The sequence below is a fragment of the Streptomyces sp. NBC_00239 genome (genome assembly GCF_036194065.1).
Taxonomy (GTDB): domain Bacteria; phylum Actinomycetota; class Actinomycetes; order Streptomycetales; family Streptomycetaceae; genus Streptomyces.
The window spans coordinates 7,969,847-7,986,531 of record NZ_CP108095.1; the positions used below are offsets into that span (position 1 = coordinate 7,969,847).

Here is a 16,685-nt window from a genome sequence, read left to right on the forward strand (position 1 = left end):
ACGCACCTTGCGTCAGGGATTCGACGATTGCCGACCGGGCCGCCCGGCGGACATCCGGCGGGCCGGTGGATCAAGGTGGGGCTACCCCCCTCTGCCGGTCCGCGGCTCTGGCAGTCCGCTCTTCCGGGCGGAATACTCTGTCGGCATGAGTGAGCGTGTGATGCAGGAGCTGGGACTGCTGGTGTTGACGGCGCTGGCGAACGCGCCGCGGCACGGCTACGCCATCGCGCAGGAGGTCAAGGTGATCACCGACGGCCGGGTGGTGCCGCGTACGGGGGCCTTGTACGGGGCGCTGGACCGCCTGCTGGCGGAGGGGCTGATCGAGGTGGAACGGGAAGAGGTCGTGAACAGCCGGGCGCGGCGCATCTTCGCGCTGTCGACGGCGGGCCGGGAGAGGCTGGCCTTGGAGGCGGAGCGACTGGCCGCCACCGCGCGGGAGGTCCGCAGGCGACTGGGGATCGAGGGCGCGGCGGTTACGACGTGATCGACCGGCTCCTGCGGCTCTATCCGGCCGCCTACCGCGCCGCGTACGGGGCGGAGATCGCGGACATCCACCTGGAGATGACGGCGGGGTTGTCGCGGGCGGCCCGGCTGCGCGCGGACGCCGATCTGGCCGCGCACGCCCTGCGGGTGCGGCTCGGCCTCCACTCGGCGGCGCCGGCCGGACGCCTCTTCGCCGCGGCGGCCCCGTTCGCCCTGGGGTCGAGCGCGGTGGTGCACGGTCTGTGGCTGACGTCCTGGTACGCCGGGCTGGTCCGTTCGCCCGCCCCGGCGGGCCTGCAGCTCGCCACGCTGCCGCCGGCTTGGGCGCTGGCCTTGTTCTGCTCTCTTCTGGTCTGCGTCGGCACGGTGGTCGCGCTGTGCGGTAGGTGGGTACGCGGCTCGGCCGTGGCGGTGGGCGGACTGTCGGGGTCGGCGGTCCTGGGGGCGTTCACCGGAGAGCCGGTGGTCGGTCTCGCCGTGACGTCGGTGACGGTTGCCGTGGTGCTCGCCTGCCCTCCGGACCGGCGTGCCGACCGGCGCCTGCACGTGACGGCCGGGGTCATGGCGGGGTGTGCGTGGCTGCCCGTGGTCGCTGTCGACACGCGCGCGTTCGGGGTGAGTACGGACTACGGGGCCTGGCCGCTGCTCGTGCTCGCGGCCTCGGGGGCGGTGCTCGCGCTGCGGGAACGCTCATACGGACTGCGCGAGACGGGTGCGGTGGCGCTGGCCTCACCGCCGATCATCGCCCACGCCTGCACGGCGTGGGGTGACGCGCGCCCCCTGCTCGGCGCACTCCTCGCACTGGCGCTGACGGTCGCGGTGCCGACGGGCTTCCGGGCGGTACGGCGCCGGCGTTGACCCCGAAGCCGAAGCCGAAGCCGAAGCCGCGGCCGCGGCCGACTTCCTGAATCGAACACGACCACCCCACCACCCACCACCCCCTGCTCAAGACACTCTTCACAATAGTCCGTTGAAGTGAGTACTCTCTTGATCGTTCTATTGATGACGGGCGTGGCTGGTGACACCGGTGCTGCCCCAACGGAAGTGGGTTGCCAGTGCCGTTCACCCTCGCTCACCCCGCTGCGGTCCTGCCGCTTTTTCGTCGCCCGTTGATCCCGGCGGCCCTGGTCGCCGGCGCCATGGCACCCGACATCCCCTACTTCCTCGGCGCTCTCGGCCTGACCGCGACGTCCCGTACGTGGTACGAGCCGCTCACGAACGCCGGCGTGTCGCACTCGGCCACCGGCGCCCTGACCGTCAGCCTGCTCTTCGCGCTCTGCCTGCTCGCGCTCCACCTACTGGTGCGCGCACCGGTGACGGACCTCCTCCCCGCCCGCTGGGTCCGACCGGCAGAGTCGCCCCGGCAGGCCCGAGGCCTGCGCGAGCACGTCGGGAAGACGCCCTGGCTGCTGCTGTCCGCCCTGATCGGAACGGCCACCCACCTGGCATGGGACGCCGTCACCCTGGACGGCTTCCTGGCCGGCCGGCTGACGCTGCTTCACGGCCGGGCAGTGGGCGCGATGACGCTCGGCCAGGTCCTGGAGTACGCGAGCAGCGCCGTCGGCCTGGCGATCGTCGGCCGGTTCCTGTGGCGCCACCGCGCCGAGCCGCACTCCCGCCACGACCGGGTCGCACACCTGACTCCGACCATGCGGTGGAGCGTCCTGGCAGCGCTGGCGCTGGCCTGCGTACTCGGGGCCGCGGCCAACCTGCAAGGCGTCGACGCCTACCGACAGACCACCACGTACGACTACAGCCGGCCGATCACCCACAAGCTCGCCGACGGCGTCACCACGACCGGCTACCCGACCCGAACCGTGGAAACCCCATGGGCCGACACGGCGGAGGCGCTCCTGTACGACACCGCCAAGGGCGCGGGCGCCGCCCTCATCCTCTCCCTCCTGGCCTACGGCACCACCTGGCACACCACCCGCCTCCCCAAGCGCTTCACGCGGAAGACGGCCCCCTCGAGCCACCGGGTGTGAAGGGCGTTCCCTCCCGCCTGAAGCCGGGCCGGCTGCACAGCCCCCATGCCCGAGGCCGCGGCGGGGCGGCGACGGGAAATGCTTCGACATCGGGCGCGTGGTCCGCGATGCTTCGCGCGATGACCAGAATCGACGACACTCCTCCGGCGTGGGACGAGCGCACTCAGCTCACCACGTTCCTCGACTACACACGGGAGACCGCCCGCGCCAAGTGCCGGGGCGTCTCCGCCGAACACGCGCGCAAGGCGCTGCTGCCGGCCTCACCTCTGATGACCATGAGCGGAGTGATCAACCACCTCCGCTGGGTCGAGTACTACTGGTTCCAGGTCGTCTTCCTCGGAGAAGAAGACGAGGGCCCCTGGACCGAGGAGGACCCCGACCGCGAGATGCGCATCGCCGTCGAGTTCCCGCTCACGCAACTGCTCGACGAATACGCCGAACAGAGTGCCCGATACCGCGAACTGGTCGCCGGACGCGACCTGAACGACCAGGCCAAGCGCACCGTCCGGGACGGTCTGCACGTCGACCTGCGCTGGATCCTCCTCCACCTCACCGAGGAGACGGCCCGCCACAACGGCCACCTGGACATCCTGCGCGAGATGCTCGACGGCACGACCGGCGGCTGAGGCATTGTCCGGCGGGGATCGTGACTGAAGCCAGAAGTCCGAAGGGTCCTGCGCAGGGCCCTGCGAAGGTTCCCCTGCTTTCGGGCCGGTGTTCATGGTGATGCGTCGGATTCAGGGGATTCACCGGGTTCACCCGTGACCGGTGTTTTTGGTGGTGTGGGCAGGGGGAGTATCGGGGTGTTGTCGGCCGCGGGTTCGCGGCTGGTTCCTGGATGTGGAAGGCGTGTTATGGCTCAGGGAACTGTGAAGTGGTTCAACGCGGAGAAGGGGTTCGGGTTCATTTCGCCGGACGACGGTACTCCGGACGTGTTCGTGCATTTCTCTGAGATCGATGCGTCCGGGTACCGGTCGCTGGAAGAGAACCAGCGGGTGGAATTCACGACCGGCAGCGGCCCCAAGGGCCCGCAGGCCCAGCAGGTCCGCCCCCTCTGAACCCTTTGGCTGCCGACGTGGCCCCGCGCCGGCGGGGCCACGTCATGCCGACGCCGAGCCGGAAGGGCCCCCGGGGAGCGGGGCCGCCTTGCCGTCAGCGCAGGCTCGCGAGACGGAGCAGCGCCTCGTTGCGAACGTCGGGGTCTTTGTCGGACGTCAGCGTTCGGAGTTGCGCGATGAGGCTGTCCGCGTCCACCCCGGTCGCCCAGCGCGGATCGCAGTCGAGTTCCGCGGCGAGCTGGTCGGCGGTCCCCTGGTCAGACGCGACTGCACGGGCAGCGAGTACGGCCCGTAGGCCGGCCAGGTCCCTCCGAGCCAGGAGAGTGACGGCAGTATCGGAGGTCACTCCGGTGTCCTGAGCGTCCAGCAGGAGTCGGTGTAGGACATCGGTGACACCCTCGATCCGAGGCGCTGCCGCCAGCCGCCGCCCTGCAGCGGCCCTGACGGACCAGTCGGGGGAGTCCGCGTCAGCGATCGAGCCCCGAAGTGCTTGCTCCGTGAGGTCTTCCGTCCGTTCCACGTCGTCCACATCTGCTGCGTGTTCTGCACCTTCCGTCTCTTCCATGGCGCCAGGCTCTCACCTGGACTTGTCGATCAGCTCTGTCGGGGGGCCCTTGCTGTGGCCGGCGGACGAGCCGTGGCCGATGTGCACGGAGCCGCACAGGCGGCGCAACGGCGAGCGGGTCGAGGACGTCCGGCTGCGGCGACGGATCCTGGCCGAGGCGTGGGGACGTACTCCGGCGCCCGGGGAACAGCCGGGTCCGACGGACGCGGAGCGCGAGATCCTGAAGCCGCTGAAGCGGGGGCGGCACGCGCCCTGGCTGGCGGACACCGATCCGATCCCGATGATGGCGGTGGCCCAGCTGTACCGCCGACCACACCTTCGAGGAGCTCATCACGGCCCTGGGCCCCACCTACGCCGAGCCGGGCGCGATCGTCCACCTGGAAACGAACCGCATCGACACCGCCGCGAACGGGCTGCCCTATCCGTGATCTTCACGGGGCGGTATCCGACGGCTCGTACCAGAGGCTCGCCATGGGGGAGCGCGTGGTCCAGCCCAGCGAGGAGTAGAGCGCCTGCCCGTCGGGCGTGCCGACCAGGAGGCCGGTCCGCGCGCCGGCCTCGTACGCGGTGCTCTGCAGCGTGCGCATCACCAGGGCGCCGAGGCCCTTGCGCCGGTGCTCGGCGGCGGTCTCGACCTGGTCGACCACGACATGACCGCCTGCGTGGGCGATCTGTCCACGGGCGGCGAAGTGCCCGTCATGCGTGCGGACCAGCACGCGGCTGACGCCGCCCCGGGTCCAACCGGTGAGCGTGTAACCGGCCGGCACCTCGGGGCGCTCCGGTGTGAGGTGGCAGGTCATCAGGAAGCCGGGAATGTCGAGCTGCCAGCCCGGCCCGACCCAGGGCAGCACCGTCTGGTCCTCGGCGAAGAGCTTCAGCCACGTCCCGGGCGCGCTGGTCGCGTCGACGATCTTGCGCACGTCGGCCTCGGAGGGCTCCGGCAGCACGTGCCGGGCGACGTGCTTGGGGTGCCCGACGTCGATCGTCCACCCCCACGGCTCGTCGATCGGGTCCGAACCGCCCCGGGAGACGACCCACCCGCTGATCCACATCCGCACGAGCTCACTGATCCTGACGTCCGACATCGCGGCCCGTCCCCCCTGAATGGTAATAGATCACAATGCAATGTGAACCTTACGCAAGAGGGGCGGGGTTGACCATAGGACAACAGTCGGGCTTCAGGCCCAGTGCGGAGAACGGCAGTGCCGCGCAACAAAGCTGGCGGCGAGCACGCCCCCGGGCTGCGCAGCTGCTCGACCGTACGGTGTCCTACCTGCAACGATGGGTGTCATGAGCGGAACCACGAAGAAGGATCTACTGCAAGCGGCTGTACGGCTACGCGAACAAGGAGATCCCGAAGCGGCTCGCCAGCAGCTGCTGAGCCTCACCGCCGAGTATCCCGAAGATGCCGAGGTGGCCTACCAAACCGCCTGGGTCCACGACGTGCTGGGGCTGGAAGCCGAAGCCGTCCCCTTCTACGAACGCTGCCTCGGCACGGAAGGGCTGGCCGCGGAAGACCGTCGTGGCGCGCTCCTCGGACTCGGAAGCACCTACCGAATACTCGGCCGATACCCGGAAGCCGTCGACACACTCCGTCTCGGCCTCTCCGAGTTCCCCGAAGACGGCGCACTCCAGACCTTCCTCGCCATGTCGTTGTTCAACACGAACGACCATCACGACGCCATGCAGATCCTGCTGAGAATCATCGCGACGACGAGCAGCGACGCTTACGTCCAGCGGTACCGACGAGCCATCGAGCACTACGCCCAAGACCTCAACGAGACGGTCTGAGGCCCGGGTTCGGTGGTATCGCGGTCGGAGTCGGGCGGGGCGCCGCGTGGCGCGGCCGGCGCAGGGGCCGGCGTCGGCCGGGCCGGGAGACGGGGTCTTTCGCGGGCGTATCGGAAAACGCATACGCCACCGCAACGGCCCGCCGTGTCCCCTGAGGGCGTGAATCATCATGCGCCTCCGTCAGCAACGCCCCGCCGCGCGCGCAGGATCGTGCTCCTCGGCCTGGCGGTCCTCGGCATGGCGGCTGCCGTGTTCGTGGTGCGGCGGCCGCTCGTGATGGCCGCTCCGACGTGCGCGGCCGGGCGGTGGCACGGCTGCTTCGACACGTTCAACGGTGTGGTGCTCACGACGCTGGTCGCGCTGCCGTTGGCCGCGCTGGTGGTGTGGGCCCTGGCGCGCCGTCGGCGTGCCGACGGGGTCGCAGCGGCGTGGCGGATGTCGCTGGCCGAGGTGGGCATGGTCCACGGGACGGTGCCGTGGATCTGGATGACCATGATGCCGGGTGCCGGCGCCGGCATCGTCCCCGGCCGGGTGAGCCTGGTACCGCTGCGGGACCTGGTCACGATGGGGCCGATCGGCATCGGCGGCAATCTGCTGGTCTTCGCGGCACTGGGGTTCTTCGCTCCGATGCGGTTCGCGGCGCTCGCGTCCGTGCCGCGGATCCTGGCGCTCGGGGCGGCCTGCTCGGTCCTGGTCGAGACCGCACAGTACGTGCTGTGGCTGGACCGGGTGTCCTCCGTGGACGACGTACTGGTCAACGCCACCGGCGCCGCGCTGGCCGCGCTGGCGTCGCGCCGCTGGTGGCGCACCACGGCGACACACGGACCGTCGGACCGGCCTCGCCCCGCGCCGGACGCGGCACCGGCATCGGTGTCGGTGGGCTGAGTCGCGTCTTTCTGCTGCTTGGGCTTCGGACATGCGCGTGAACGGCGCCGGATCACGCTCGACGTCACCGGCGGGGCGGCCCGTACCAGTGCCCGCGCTTCCCCTGCCGGCCGCGATCGCCCGGGCCGTAGGGAACGAGTCGGCCGAGGCGACGGCCACGGCCGGACCGGGGCAAGATCGTCATCGCTCCCTGAGGTCGGGCGAGCCTGCCGACGGGCTCCGGTCGGCGCGCCGGCGCAGGCGGGCGCGCAGGCGGCCGGTGGGGCGGGACCGGGTGTGGCGGTCGAGCTCCTCCAGCAGGCGTTGGGAGCGTTTGTCCACGCCCAGTTCGTCGAGGACCCGGTCGATCTCGGCGAGCAGGGCGCCGTGCAGCTGCCACTGGGCCGGGTCTTCGCCGATGCCGGCGAGCAGCAGCTCCGCGAGCCGGTCACGGTCCGCGCGGGCCACGGCCAGCTCCCTGGTCAGGCGGGCCTCCGCCGCTTCCGCGTTGGCGCTGACCTGCGCGGTGATCAGCTGGGCGAAGCTCTCCACGGCGACCGCCGTATGGCCGAGCACCTGCCGCAGGGCGGCCATCGTCCCGGCGTCCAAGAGCGGACCGTCGGGGCGGGCCTTGGCGAGATCGGTCAAGGTCCGGCAGGCCACGCGCAGAACCACCGCGCAGATCTCCAACGTGTCCAGGCCGGTACGGAGTACCAGGCGGAAGAGCAGTCCCTCCTTGACCCGCGGATTGAGGCGGAGGCTGTCCTCGGCCTGCCGCAAAGCCGCGTCGACCTGCGCGATGTCGTTGTCGAGCCGGCGCGCCTCGTGCAGCCGGGCCGCGGCCTGCTCCACTTTGCCGGGCCCGAGGGGCTCCTCGCCCAGGTGGTTCAGCAGCCGGCTCATGCGGGCGGCGAGGTCGGTGATCGCGACGCCTGCCGGGGCGACCCAGACGGGCGGGGCGACGAGCAGGTTCACCAACAGCCCCACCGCCGCGCCGATCAGCGTCTCCAGAACCCGGTCCCAGGCGGTGCTCGCGACCTGGGTGACACCGAGGACGAGCATCGCGCTGATCGCGACCTCGGGGACGAACTCGTCGACCCGGACCAGGTGGCCCACCACCAACGAGGCGAGGATCAGCAGGCCCAGACTCCACCAGGTGAGGCCCACCAGCACGCTGAAACCGATCGCGATCAGGACGCCCACGACGACGGAGTTGACCCTGCGGATGCTGGTGGTCAGGGTCGAGTACAGGGTGACCTGCACGACGAGCAGCGCAGTCAGCGGTGCGGTCAACGGGCTTGGCTCACTGCTCAGCCGCAGCGCGACGACGTAACTGACGACGGCAGCCGCAGTGGAACGCAGCGCCTGGACGGCGACCGGTTCGCGGCGGCGGTGGGCGATACGGGAGGCGAAGCTGCTGATCGTTTCCGGCATACCTGCGCGCATTCCCCTCTCGGCCCGGGGTGACGCGGCGCCGCCGGTTTTCCCCCCGGACGCTGCGCCCGGGACGGTTTTCCGCTTCGGCTGCCGGATCCGGTCCCCGGCCACCTCGCCCCGCCCGTGTTGCCTGCGGAGACCTTGGACGTGATGCGCATCACCGGCCGGGCCGGGTACTCCGGACGGGTGATGCGTGATCATGACTCGATGGACGCTCGTTTCCTTGGAATCCCCGAGCTGGTCGAAGCCCCGTCCGTGGCGGTCGTGGTCGACGTCATGCGTGCTTTCACGGTGGCTGCCTGGGCCTTCGCCCAGGGAGCGGAGAAGATCGTGCTGGCCGAGTCGCTGGACGAAGCCCTGGCGCTGAAGGCGCGCCACCCGGAGTGGGTGGCGCTGAAAGACGGTCCGGCCGCCCCCGGTTTCGACGCCGTCAACTCGCCGGGCCTGCTGCGGTCCGTCGACCTTCGCGGGCGGACCGTCGTGCAGAAGACCACGGCGGGGACGGTCGGCGCGCTCGCCGTCAAGGAGGCGTCGCTGGTGCTGTGTGCCGGCTTCGTGGTGGCGGAGGCCACGGCTCGTCTCTTGCGGGCACGAGGATGCGACACGGTCACGTTCGTGGTCACCGGCGAGGACGGGCAGGCCGATGAGGACCTGGCCTGCGCCCAGTACATCGCCCGGAGGGCCACCGGGGCGGCCGGGACGGATGCGGCCGGGTTCCTCCGCCGCGCCGGCGAGTCGCGTGCCGCCGCCGAGCTGGCGGGAGGCGTGCGTCAGGGAGTCCATCCCGACGACGTCGCACTCTGCCTCGAGCTCGACCGCTTCCCGTTCGCCATGGTGGCGACCTTGGAGGACTCGCTCATGACCCTCCGTCCGCACGCGGGCAGTTGACCCCGCAGAGGAGAGGCAATTCCGCACGGAGCCGGGGTAGATCACACTGAGACGGCACGGACACCTACCGTCGGGCGCCGACAGACCGGCGTGACGGGGGCGGTGATCTCCGCGAGGGCTCGATGAAGGGCAGGCGATCGTGGCTGACCGACGGCCAAGGCTGGTACTCGTGTGTGGTCTTCCCGGTGCCGGGAAGACCACGGTGGCCAAGAGGCTGGAGCGGGAGCTGTCCGCCGTGCGTCTGTGCCCGGACGAGTGGCTCGCAGCATTGGGCTTCGACCTCTTCGACGGCGCGGCTCGGGACCGCGTCGAGCGTCGTCTGTGGCAGCACGCCCAGGACCTGCTGGCCTCCGGAGCCGTTGTGATCTTGGAGAACGGGTTCTGGCAGCGCCCGGAACGCGATGAGAAGCGGATCCGGGCCCGCGCGCTCGGGGCCGAGGTGGAACTGCGCTTTCTCCAGGTGCCGATGGCGGAGCTGGAGCGGCGCATCGCGCTGCGCAACCGGGAGCCGGGCTCGGTCGTGTTGACGACCGAGCTGCTCCGGGAGTGCCAGAGTCAGTTCGAGGCCCCGACGCCGGCCGAGCTGGACCTGTTCGATCCGCCGCTGCCGTAGGCAGGGGGCACCCCCGAGCCGGGGCCTCGGGACGGGGTCAGGCCCGGGGGCGGACCGCTGCCAGGGCGTCCTTGACCTCGCGCGCCACGCGGGCCGCGTCGTCGGGGTTGTTCACCACGTCGGTGTGGTTCATGTCGACGATGAGGACTTCGCTGGCCGAGTAGTGCTTGTGCACCCAGTCGTCGTAGCCGGACCACAGCGTCCGGTAGTACTCGACGAGGCTGTCGTCCTGCTCGAAATCGCGTCCCCGCAGCCCGATGCGGTGCAGCACCGTCTCGAAGTCCGCCTTGAGGTAGACCATGAGATCGGGTGCCTTGCGGTACGGCAGGCCGTCGATCTCGCGCATCATCTCGTTGAGCAGTCCCTCGTACACCCGCATTTCGAGGGAGCTGATCCGGCCCAGGTCGTGATTGACCTTGGCGAAGTACCAGTCCTCGTAGATGGACCGGTCCAGGACGTTGTCGCCCTGCTTGTACGCCTCCTTGATGGAGGCGAACCGCGTCTGCAGGAAGTAGAGCTGGAGCAGGAACGGGTAGCGCTTGGCCTGGATCTCCTCGGGGCTCGCCGTGTAGAAGAGCGGAAGGATCGGGTTGTCTTCCACGCTCTCGTAGAAGACTTCGCTGCCCAGCTCCTTGGCGAGCAGCTCGGCAACGGTCGTCTTGCCGATTCCGATCATGCCTCCGACGCAGATCACTGGCATACCTCACTTCTCCCTGGGTGTCTTCTGCTCGCGGGCGGGTGAGGTGGGCGCCCCACGTCACCGAGACGCACGTCGGCGGTCAGCCGATTCCCCAAGATCTTAAGTAATGATCAGCGTCACGGGTCCCCGTCCGGACCGGGCCCCGGTGCTGGCGGCCTCCCCGAAACGGCGGGACCGACCGCTCCGCAGTCGAGTCGCCGTGCGCAGCGAGCCACCGGCCCGAGGCCGCCATGAAGCATAAATGACGAATCGCTCCACGCGGGCCAGAGCGTCCGGCGGCCGCCTCGCCGGGCCCGCGGCGCGAGCCGGCGTGGCGCGCGCGGGCCGCCGACCGTGATCGGGGGCCCGCGAGGTGGCTACCTGCGCCGGCTGTTCACGCCTGACGCAGTGCGGCGCGGCCCGCGAAGCGCGCCGCGTCTCCCAGCTCCTCTTCGATCCGGATCAGCTGGTTGTACTTCGCGGTGCGGTCGGAGCGGGAGAGCGAGCCGGTCTTGATCTGGCCGCAGCCGGTCGCCACCGCCAGATCCGCGATGGTGGTGTCCTCCGTCTCGCCCGAGCGGTGCGACATGACGGCCGTCCAGCCGGCCTGGTGGGCCGTGGCCACCGTGGCCAGCGCCTCGGTCAGGGTGCCGATCTGGTTGACCTTGACCAGGACCGAGTTGCCGACGCCGGTACGGATGCCCTCGCGCAGCAGCGTCTCGTTGGTGCAGAACACGTCGTCGCCGGTGAGCTGGCAGCGGTCGCCGACGCGGGCGGTCAGCTCGCGCCAGCCGTCCAGGTCGTTCTCCGCCATCGGGTCCTCGATGGAGAGGACCGGGTAGGCGTCGATGAGCTTGGCCAGGTAGTCGGCGTTCTCGGAGGGGGTGCGGCGCACCCCCTCGCCCGCGTAGTCGTACACCCCGTCGCGGAAGAACTCCGACGACGCCGGGTCCATGATCAGGCCGATGTCCGTGCCGGGGCGGTAGCCGGTGCGCTCGATGGCGGTCATCACGAAGTCGAGGGCCTCCTCGGCGGTACGCAGCGCGGGCGCGAAGCCGCCCTCGTCGCCGACGCCCGTGGAGTGCCCGGCGGCCAGCAGATCGCGGCGCAGGGTGTGGAAGACCTCGCTGCCCATGCGGACGGCCTCGGCGAAGGTGTCCGCGCCCACGGGCGCGATCATGAACTCCTGGAAGTCCAGCGGATTGTCGGCGTGGGCGCCGCCGTTGACGATGTTCATCATCGGCAGCGGCAGGAGGTGGGCGCCTGCGCCGCCGAGGTAGCGGTAGAGGGGCTGGCGGTGGGCCGCCGCGGCGGCCTTGGCGGCGGCGAGGGAGACGCCGAGGATCGCGTTGGCGCCGAGCCGGGACTTCGTGGCGGTGCCGTCGAGGGCGACCAGCGCGGCGTCGAGACCTGCCTGGTCCGCCGCGTCCCGGCCGCGCACGGACGCCGCGATCTCCCCGGTGACGTGGGCCACCGCGCGGTCGACGCCCTTGCCGTGCCAGCGCGTGGCGTCTCCGTCGCGCAGCTCCACGGCCTCGCGGGCGCCGGTGGAGGCGCCGGAGGGAACGGCCGCGCGCCCCAGGGACCCGTCCGCCAGGACGACGTCGACCTCGACCGTGGGGTTGCCCCGGCTGTCGATGATCCGGCGGGCGGTGACGGTCTCGATGGTGGCGTTGACGCCGCCGACTGCCTTTTCGGACATTGCAGACATGGGGTCCCTCTCGTTGTCGTGTGCCGCGGCCCCGGCTGCGACAACGCTGGCGCTGAGCCCGACACATCAAACCCTACAGCAATGCTGCGCAGTTTGGCTGTACAGCATTCCTGTACAGCACTTCTGCGCAGTATTGCTGCGCAGCCAAGCTGTGCAGCATCGCTGCGCAGGCCAGGTGCACAGCTTGGCTGCGCAACGGGGTAAAGTGCCCTATGCCCACCTCGGAAGCCGCCGCCATCGCCACCGAACTGCGCACCGCGATGGGCAAGCTCATCCGACGCGTCAAGAACGAGGACCGCATCCCCCTGGGGCAGGCGGCCGTGCTCGGTGCGCTCGACCGGAACGGCGCCATGACCACCAGCGACCTCGCCGCCGATCAGCGCGTACGCCCGCAGTCGATGGCCAGGGCGGTGGGGCTGCTCATGGAGCAGGACCTGATCACGCGCCGGGCGCACCCCACGGACGGCCGCAAGTCGCTGGTCGAGCTGTCGGACGCGGGCCGGACCGCGCTCGAAGCGGAGCGCGGCCGCAGGGCCGGCTGGCTCGCGCAGGCCATCGAGGCCGAACTCACGGATGAGGAACGGGCGGTACTGGCCCGCAGCGCCGCCCTGCTGGAGCGCCTCGCCTCACGCTGACGCCCCGCCGGGCAACGTCCGCCCATGGCGATGCCCGCCCTGTCCCGCCCTTGCCCTCGGCGCCCCCGACTTCCGCCGGTACGAGCCGAAGCCGTCCGGCACTCGCCCGTGACGCCGTAACTCCAGTACGCCTCGAACCGGTTCGATTCGGCCGTCGGCCAAGTCTGGGGAATTCCTTCTTCGGCGCCGGGTGCGGGAGTAGCTTGTGTCGGTCAACCGTTCGCATGCGCAGGAAGGATGGATATGAGCTCCCTGGAACTTCAGATCCGTGACGCGGGTCCGCTCGACCTGGAAGACGAGCTGATCGCCTTCGAGGACGACGTCGACCCCGGCCGCCGTGTCGAAGCCTGTCTTGCCGACCCGTGGGTCACGGCCACCACGCGGTTCGCCTGCGACTGAGACCGGCCGGGAGGCGCGCCACGCGACAGGGGACGGTCGGCAGTGGTGTCGCTCGTACGGTCCACGGGTGCGGCGACCCCTGTCGCGCCGCACCCGGAACCGGGGAACGGCGGTAGCGGGGGAGTGGGCGTGCAGGAGTGGTGAGGGCGGTCGGGCTGGAACACGTCCCGGAACACACCCGGGAACACGTCCGCGGCGCGTCCGTATCCGGGGACGAGGTGTCCGCGCGGGACTTACGGGAGCGGCTCGGCGCGCTCGTCGGCCGGCACGGCCGGAACGGTCGCCGGTGTGCCGCGGACGACGTCTGGCTCTATCTGTTCGACGCCGCGATGCCCGCATGCGAGCACGGCTGGAAACTGCACGTCTCCGCCCGCGCCGAGGACCTCGTGGACACCATGGACGCGGTCGTCCCGGTCCTCCTGCGCTACACCTGTGACGCGAAGTTCGCAGTGAGCCCTTCGAAGCTGCGGGAGTTGAACAGCGGAGAGATCGATCCCCACCTCGTCGGCAAGGCGATCACCGTCTACCCGCGTGCACAGGACCTCGTGGCCCTCGGCCGTGAGCTGGCCGGCGTACTGGCCGGCCGGAGCGGGCCGCGTGTGCTCAGCGATCGCCGGGTGCGGCCCGATTCCCCCGTCTACTACCGCTACGGCCCCTTCCGAGCCCAGGGCCCCGGCGCGGCCGCGCTCCTCATGACCGGCCCGGACGGCCGCAGCTTCGCGGGGCGCGCGAGCGCCCGCTACAGCCAACCTCCCTGGGCGACCGACCCCTTCGGGCGGGCCGCTCCGGGCGCAGGCCCGGCCGTGCGCCTGGTCGGTGGCCGGTTCCGGCTCACCGGCGGCATCGCGCGCTCCCCGCACGGAGACGTCTACCGCGGCGTCGACGAGACGACCGGCGAACGCGTGGTGGTCAAACAGGCCAGGGCGCATGTCGGCGAGGACGGTCACGGCGTGGACGCGCGCGGCAGGCTGCGCCACGAACACACCGTGCTGGCGGCTCTGGACGGCGTCCGCGGAGTGCCCCGGCTCCTCGACCACCTGCGGCACGGCGAGGACGAGTTCCTGGTCATGGCCGACTGCGGTCCGGCCGACCTGCGCCGCGACGTGCTGGCACGCGGGCCCTACGGCCGCAGCCCCGGGACCGGCCGCGGTGTCCTCGCGCTGGCCCGCCGGCTGCTGAGCGTCCTCGACGAGGTCCACGCGCGCCAGGTGGTGGTGTGCGACCTCAAACCGGGCAACGTGGTCATCGGCGCCGACGGCGCCGCCCATCTGGTCGACTTCGGCATCAGCTCCCTCGGTGGATCCCGCCCGGCCGGCGCGACGCGCGGCTACTCGCTGCCCGTCTACCGCGCGGACCGCGCACCCGATCCCGCCGACGACCTCTACGCCCTGGGCGCGACCCTGTACTACGCGCTCACCGGCATGGACCCGGTCGCCGTCGACCCCGACCCGGCCGTCAACCGCGACCGCACCCTCGCCTGCCTCGCCGCGGCCCTGCCCGGCGCCACCCGACGGCCGGCGCGCCACCTGGTCGCCGCACTGCTGCTGCTCGACCCCGGCGAGCGGACCGCTGCCGCGCACCGGTTCCGGACGGGCCTTCCCGCACTGCCCGCCCCGCGCACCCCGTCCGGCCGGCGCCGCCTCCCCTCGCCGCCCCGCATCTCCGCCACCCTGCTGGACGAGGTGATCGCCCACACGGTCGCCACCTGCGTGCGCGATACCCCCTCCCTCGGCGCCGCGCAGGGCGCCGGCCACCCCGGCTCGTCGCTGACCCTGTACGCGGGCGCGGCCGGAGTCGGCCTGGAACTGCTCCACCACCTCGATCAGCCGGGCGTGCCGCAAGCCGTCACCGACCTCGCCCGGCGGACTGCGTGCAACCCCGAACTCCCCGCCCTCACCGGAGCCTTGTACACCGGCCGGACCGGTGTCGACGTGTTCCTGCGGGCCGCCCACGCCGTACTGCCCGCCGCGCCCCTGCCCGCTCTCCCCGCTCCGCCCCCGTACGACGCCACGGGCGACCAGATCGGCGGCGCGGCCGGCACCGGCACGGGCCTCCTGGTGATGGCCGGGCAGTCGTACGCGGCCGGGCGAACGGACGAGGCCGAGCACCTCCTGGCCGCCGCGGACGCCTGCGCCGACACGCTGGCGGCCCGAGACCACGCGACCGCCGCGGAGTCCCCCCGGCCGGCGGCCTCCTCCGACGCGGCGTACGAAGACGGCTTCGCCCACGGCGCCGCGGGCATCGTCCACTTCCTCCACGCCCACCAGAGCCTCCACGCCCTCCACGCCCTCCACGGGCCCGCCGCAGATCCGGCCGTCGCCGCCGCCCGCAGCGGTCTCGCCCGACTCTCGTCGCGTACCCCGGCTCTGCTCGCCGCCGCCGCACGGCCCGAAGCCAGCCGGCGCTACGGCTCGTGGTGCCGGGGCCTGGCGGGGATCGGCCCGGTGCTCATCGCGGCGGGCACCCGGGAAGGGGACGAGGACCTCCTCGCACTCGGCGTGCGCAGCGCGTGGACCTGCCACCGGCTCGCGCCGACGATTAGCCTGGTGTCCCAGTGCTGCGGGCTGTCCGGCGTCGGCGAGCTGCTCGTCGACGCGGCCCTGGCCACCGGCGACGACCGCCTCTGGCACGCCGCCGAGGACATCGCCGCGCTGATCCTCGCCCGCAGCGGCGGAACCGCCCGGCGCCCCCTCTTCCCCGACCACACGCGCACCGGCTCGAACATCGGCTGGGCCACCGGCGCCGCCGGAGTCCTCTCCTTCCTGCGCCGGCTGCGCGCCCGCGGCGGCGCACGCCTGTGCGTGCAGTCACCGGCCGTCGGGGCCAACGCCGCGGGCCGACCGTACGCGGTGGGCGTGTGACCGGCCGACCGGCGCCCGAGGCGCTGCCGCCGTCGCTGCGCGGGGGGCTCGGGCTGATCGCGGCCCTCGCCGCGCTGGTGGTCGTCGTCCTCGGGGTCCGGTACGCCGACGACGGCGAGCCCGGCACGGTGGACGCGCGGATCGGGTCGGCGGTGTACGGCCTGCGGCCGCCCTGGCGTCAAGTCGCCCTGTTCACCGATTACTTGGGGGAGCCCGTCGGAGCGGCGGCGCTGGTCGCGGCCCTCGTGGCGGGCTTCCTGCTGCTCCGGCGTCCTCGTGCGGCGGTGCTCGTCGTCGCCGGCGCCGGCCTGACCGTGGGCACGGCGACGATGCTCAAGCCCCTGGTGGGACGCACCATCAACGGCGGTTACCTGTCCTACCCGAGCGGGCACACCGCCTTCGCCACCGCGCTCGCCCTCGTGATCGCGCTGCTCGCGACCGGACGCCTCGGCCTCGGCAGGGCGGCCGGCACGCTGCTCGTGCTCGGCTCGGCGCTGGCCGCCGGCGCCGCCATGGGCTGGGCGCAGGTCGCCCTGGGCGCGCACTACCCGACCGACGTGCTCGGCGGCTGGTGCACCGCGCTGGCGGTGATCCCGACGACCGCCTGGCTGGTCGACCGCGCGGCCGACCGGTTGGCCGACCGTACGGCCGACCGCACGGCCGGGCCGATGGCCGACGCCGGCCGGCGGGAGCACCGCTGACGCCACATCACTTCA

The 16,685-nt window shown here is 71.9% G+C and carries 18 protein-coding genes; 13 read left to right on the plus strand and 5 right to left on the minus strand.

Annotated features, from left to right (window positions below; genetic code table 11):
* Window positions 1-145 precede the first annotated feature (145 nt).
* From OG764_RS35225 to OG764_RS35245, 5 genes are all read left to right on the plus strand, one after another.
* Window positions 146-484, plus strand: coding sequence for a PadR family transcriptional regulator (locus OG764_RS35225; protein ID WP_328972408.1), 339 nt, complete (start codon window positions 146-148; stop codon window positions 482-484).
* Window positions 481-1,341 (plus strand): hypothetical protein, encoded by an 861-nt coding sequence (locus OG764_RS35230; RefSeq protein ID WP_328972409.1) that lies wholly within the window; start codon window positions 481-483, stop codon window positions 1,339-1,341. The genes OG764_RS35225 and OG764_RS35230 overlap by 4 nt, the downstream gene beginning before the upstream one ends.
* 197 nt (window positions 1,342-1,538) lie before the next feature.
* Window positions 1,539-2,468 carry a DUF4184 family protein gene (locus OG764_RS35235; RefSeq protein WP_328972410.1) on the plus strand — a complete coding sequence of 310 codons (930 nt, stop codon included), beginning with the start codon at window positions 1,539-1,541 and terminating at the stop codon, window positions 2,466-2,468.
* A 119-nt stretch (window positions 2,469-2,587) separates the two neighbouring features.
* On the plus strand, window positions 2,588-3,094 hold the full coding sequence (locus OG764_RS35240; protein ID WP_328972411.1) for a DinB family protein: 507 nt from the start codon (window positions 2,588-2,590) through the stop codon (window positions 3,092-3,094).
* A gap of 228 nt (window positions 3,095-3,322) precedes the next feature.
* Window positions 3,323-3,526: a cold-shock protein gene (locus OG764_RS35245; protein WP_328972412.1), complete on the plus strand. Its 204-nt coding sequence runs from the start codon at window positions 3,323-3,325 to the stop codon at window positions 3,524-3,526.
* 94 nt (window positions 3,527-3,620) lie between these two features.
* Here the strand turns inward: OG764_RS35245 and OG764_RS35250 are convergent, their stop codons facing one another.
* Window positions 3,621-4,091 (minus strand): hypothetical protein, encoded by a 471-nt coding sequence (locus OG764_RS35250; RefSeq protein ID WP_328972413.1) that lies wholly within the window; start codon window positions 4,089-4,091, stop codon window positions 3,621-3,623.
* 431 nt (window positions 4,092-4,522) lie between these two features.
* On the minus strand, window positions 4,523-5,176 hold the full coding sequence (locus OG764_RS35255) for a GNAT family N-acetyltransferase (protein WP_328972414.1): 654 nt from the start codon (window positions 5,174-5,176) through the stop codon (window positions 4,523-4,525).
* A 205-nt stretch (window positions 5,177-5,381) separates the two neighbouring features.
* Here OG764_RS35255 and OG764_RS35260 point away from each other — a divergent pair, with 205 nt between their 5' ends.
* The gene (locus OG764_RS35260; protein ID WP_328972415.1) at window positions 5,382-5,882 is read left to right on the plus strand and encodes a tetratricopeptide repeat protein; all 501 of its coding nucleotides are present in this window, start codon (window positions 5,382-5,384) and stop codon (window positions 5,880-5,882) included.
* 159 nt (window positions 5,883-6,041) lie between these two features.
* Complete coding sequence (locus OG764_RS35265) at window positions 6,042-6,767, plus strand: VanZ family protein (protein ID WP_328972416.1); 726 nt, start codon at window positions 6,042-6,044, stop codon at window positions 6,765-6,767.
* Between the two features lie 180 nt (window positions 6,768-6,947).
* Here OG764_RS35265 and OG764_RS35270 read toward each other — a convergent pair whose 3' ends face one another.
* On the minus strand, window positions 6,948-8,180 hold the full coding sequence (locus OG764_RS35270; protein ID WP_328972417.1) for an aromatic acid exporter family protein: 1,233 nt from the start codon (window positions 8,178-8,180) through the stop codon (window positions 6,948-6,950).
* Window positions 8,181-8,390: 210 nt separating this feature from the next.
* Between OG764_RS35270 and OG764_RS35275 the strand changes: the two genes are divergently transcribed.
* On the plus strand, window positions 8,391-9,071 hold the full coding sequence (locus OG764_RS35275) for a 2-phosphosulfolactate phosphatase (protein WP_328972418.1): 681 nt from the start codon (window positions 8,391-8,393) through the stop codon (window positions 9,069-9,071).
* Window positions 9,072-9,210: 139 nt separating this feature from the next.
* A complete protein-coding gene (locus tag OG764_RS35280) occupies window positions 9,211-9,684 on the plus strand; it encodes an AAA family ATPase (RefSeq protein WP_328972419.1) in 474 nt (157 codons plus the stop codon).
* Between the two features lie 37 nt (window positions 9,685-9,721).
* Here OG764_RS35280 and OG764_RS35285 read toward each other — a convergent pair whose 3' ends face one another.
* Window positions 9,722-10,384, minus strand: coding sequence for a deoxynucleoside kinase (locus OG764_RS35285; RefSeq protein ID WP_328972420.1), 663 nt, complete (start codon window positions 10,382-10,384; stop codon window positions 9,722-9,724).
* Window positions 10,385-10,757: 373 nt separating this feature from the next.
* Entirely contained in the window at window positions 10,758-12,065 is a 1,308-nt protein-coding gene (eno, locus tag OG764_RS35290; protein ID WP_328972421.1) for a phosphopyruvate hydratase, read from the minus strand.
* A 221-nt stretch (window positions 12,066-12,286) separates the two neighbouring features.
* Between eno and OG764_RS35295 the strand changes: the two genes are divergently transcribed.
* The 4 genes from OG764_RS35295 to OG764_RS35310 all read left to right on the plus strand — a co-directional run bounded on the left by OG764_RS35295 (window position 12,287) and on the right by OG764_RS35310 (window position 16,670).
* On the plus strand, window positions 12,287-12,709 hold the full coding sequence (locus OG764_RS35295) for a MarR family winged helix-turn-helix transcriptional regulator (RefSeq protein WP_328972422.1): 423 nt from the start codon (window positions 12,287-12,289) through the stop codon (window positions 12,707-12,709).
* Window positions 12,710-12,952: 243 nt separating this feature from the next.
* The gene (locus OG764_RS35300; RefSeq protein ID WP_328972423.1) at window positions 12,953-13,108 is read left to right on the plus strand and encodes an SflA family class IV lanthipeptide; all 156 of its coding nucleotides are present in this window, start codon (window positions 12,953-12,955) and stop codon (window positions 13,106-13,108) included.
* A 140-nt stretch (window positions 13,109-13,248) separates the two neighbouring features.
* Entirely contained in the window at window positions 13,249-15,969 is a 2,721-nt protein-coding gene (lanL, locus tag OG764_RS35305; RefSeq protein ID WP_328972424.1) for a class IV lanthionine synthetase LanL, read from the plus strand.
* On the plus strand, window positions 15,966-16,670 hold the full coding sequence (locus tag OG764_RS35310; protein WP_328972425.1) for a phosphatase PAP2 family protein: 705 nt from the start codon (window positions 15,966-15,968) through the stop codon (window positions 16,668-16,670). The genes lanL and OG764_RS35310 overlap by 4 nt, the downstream gene beginning before the upstream one ends.
* Window positions 16,671-16,685: the final 15 nt, after the last annotated feature.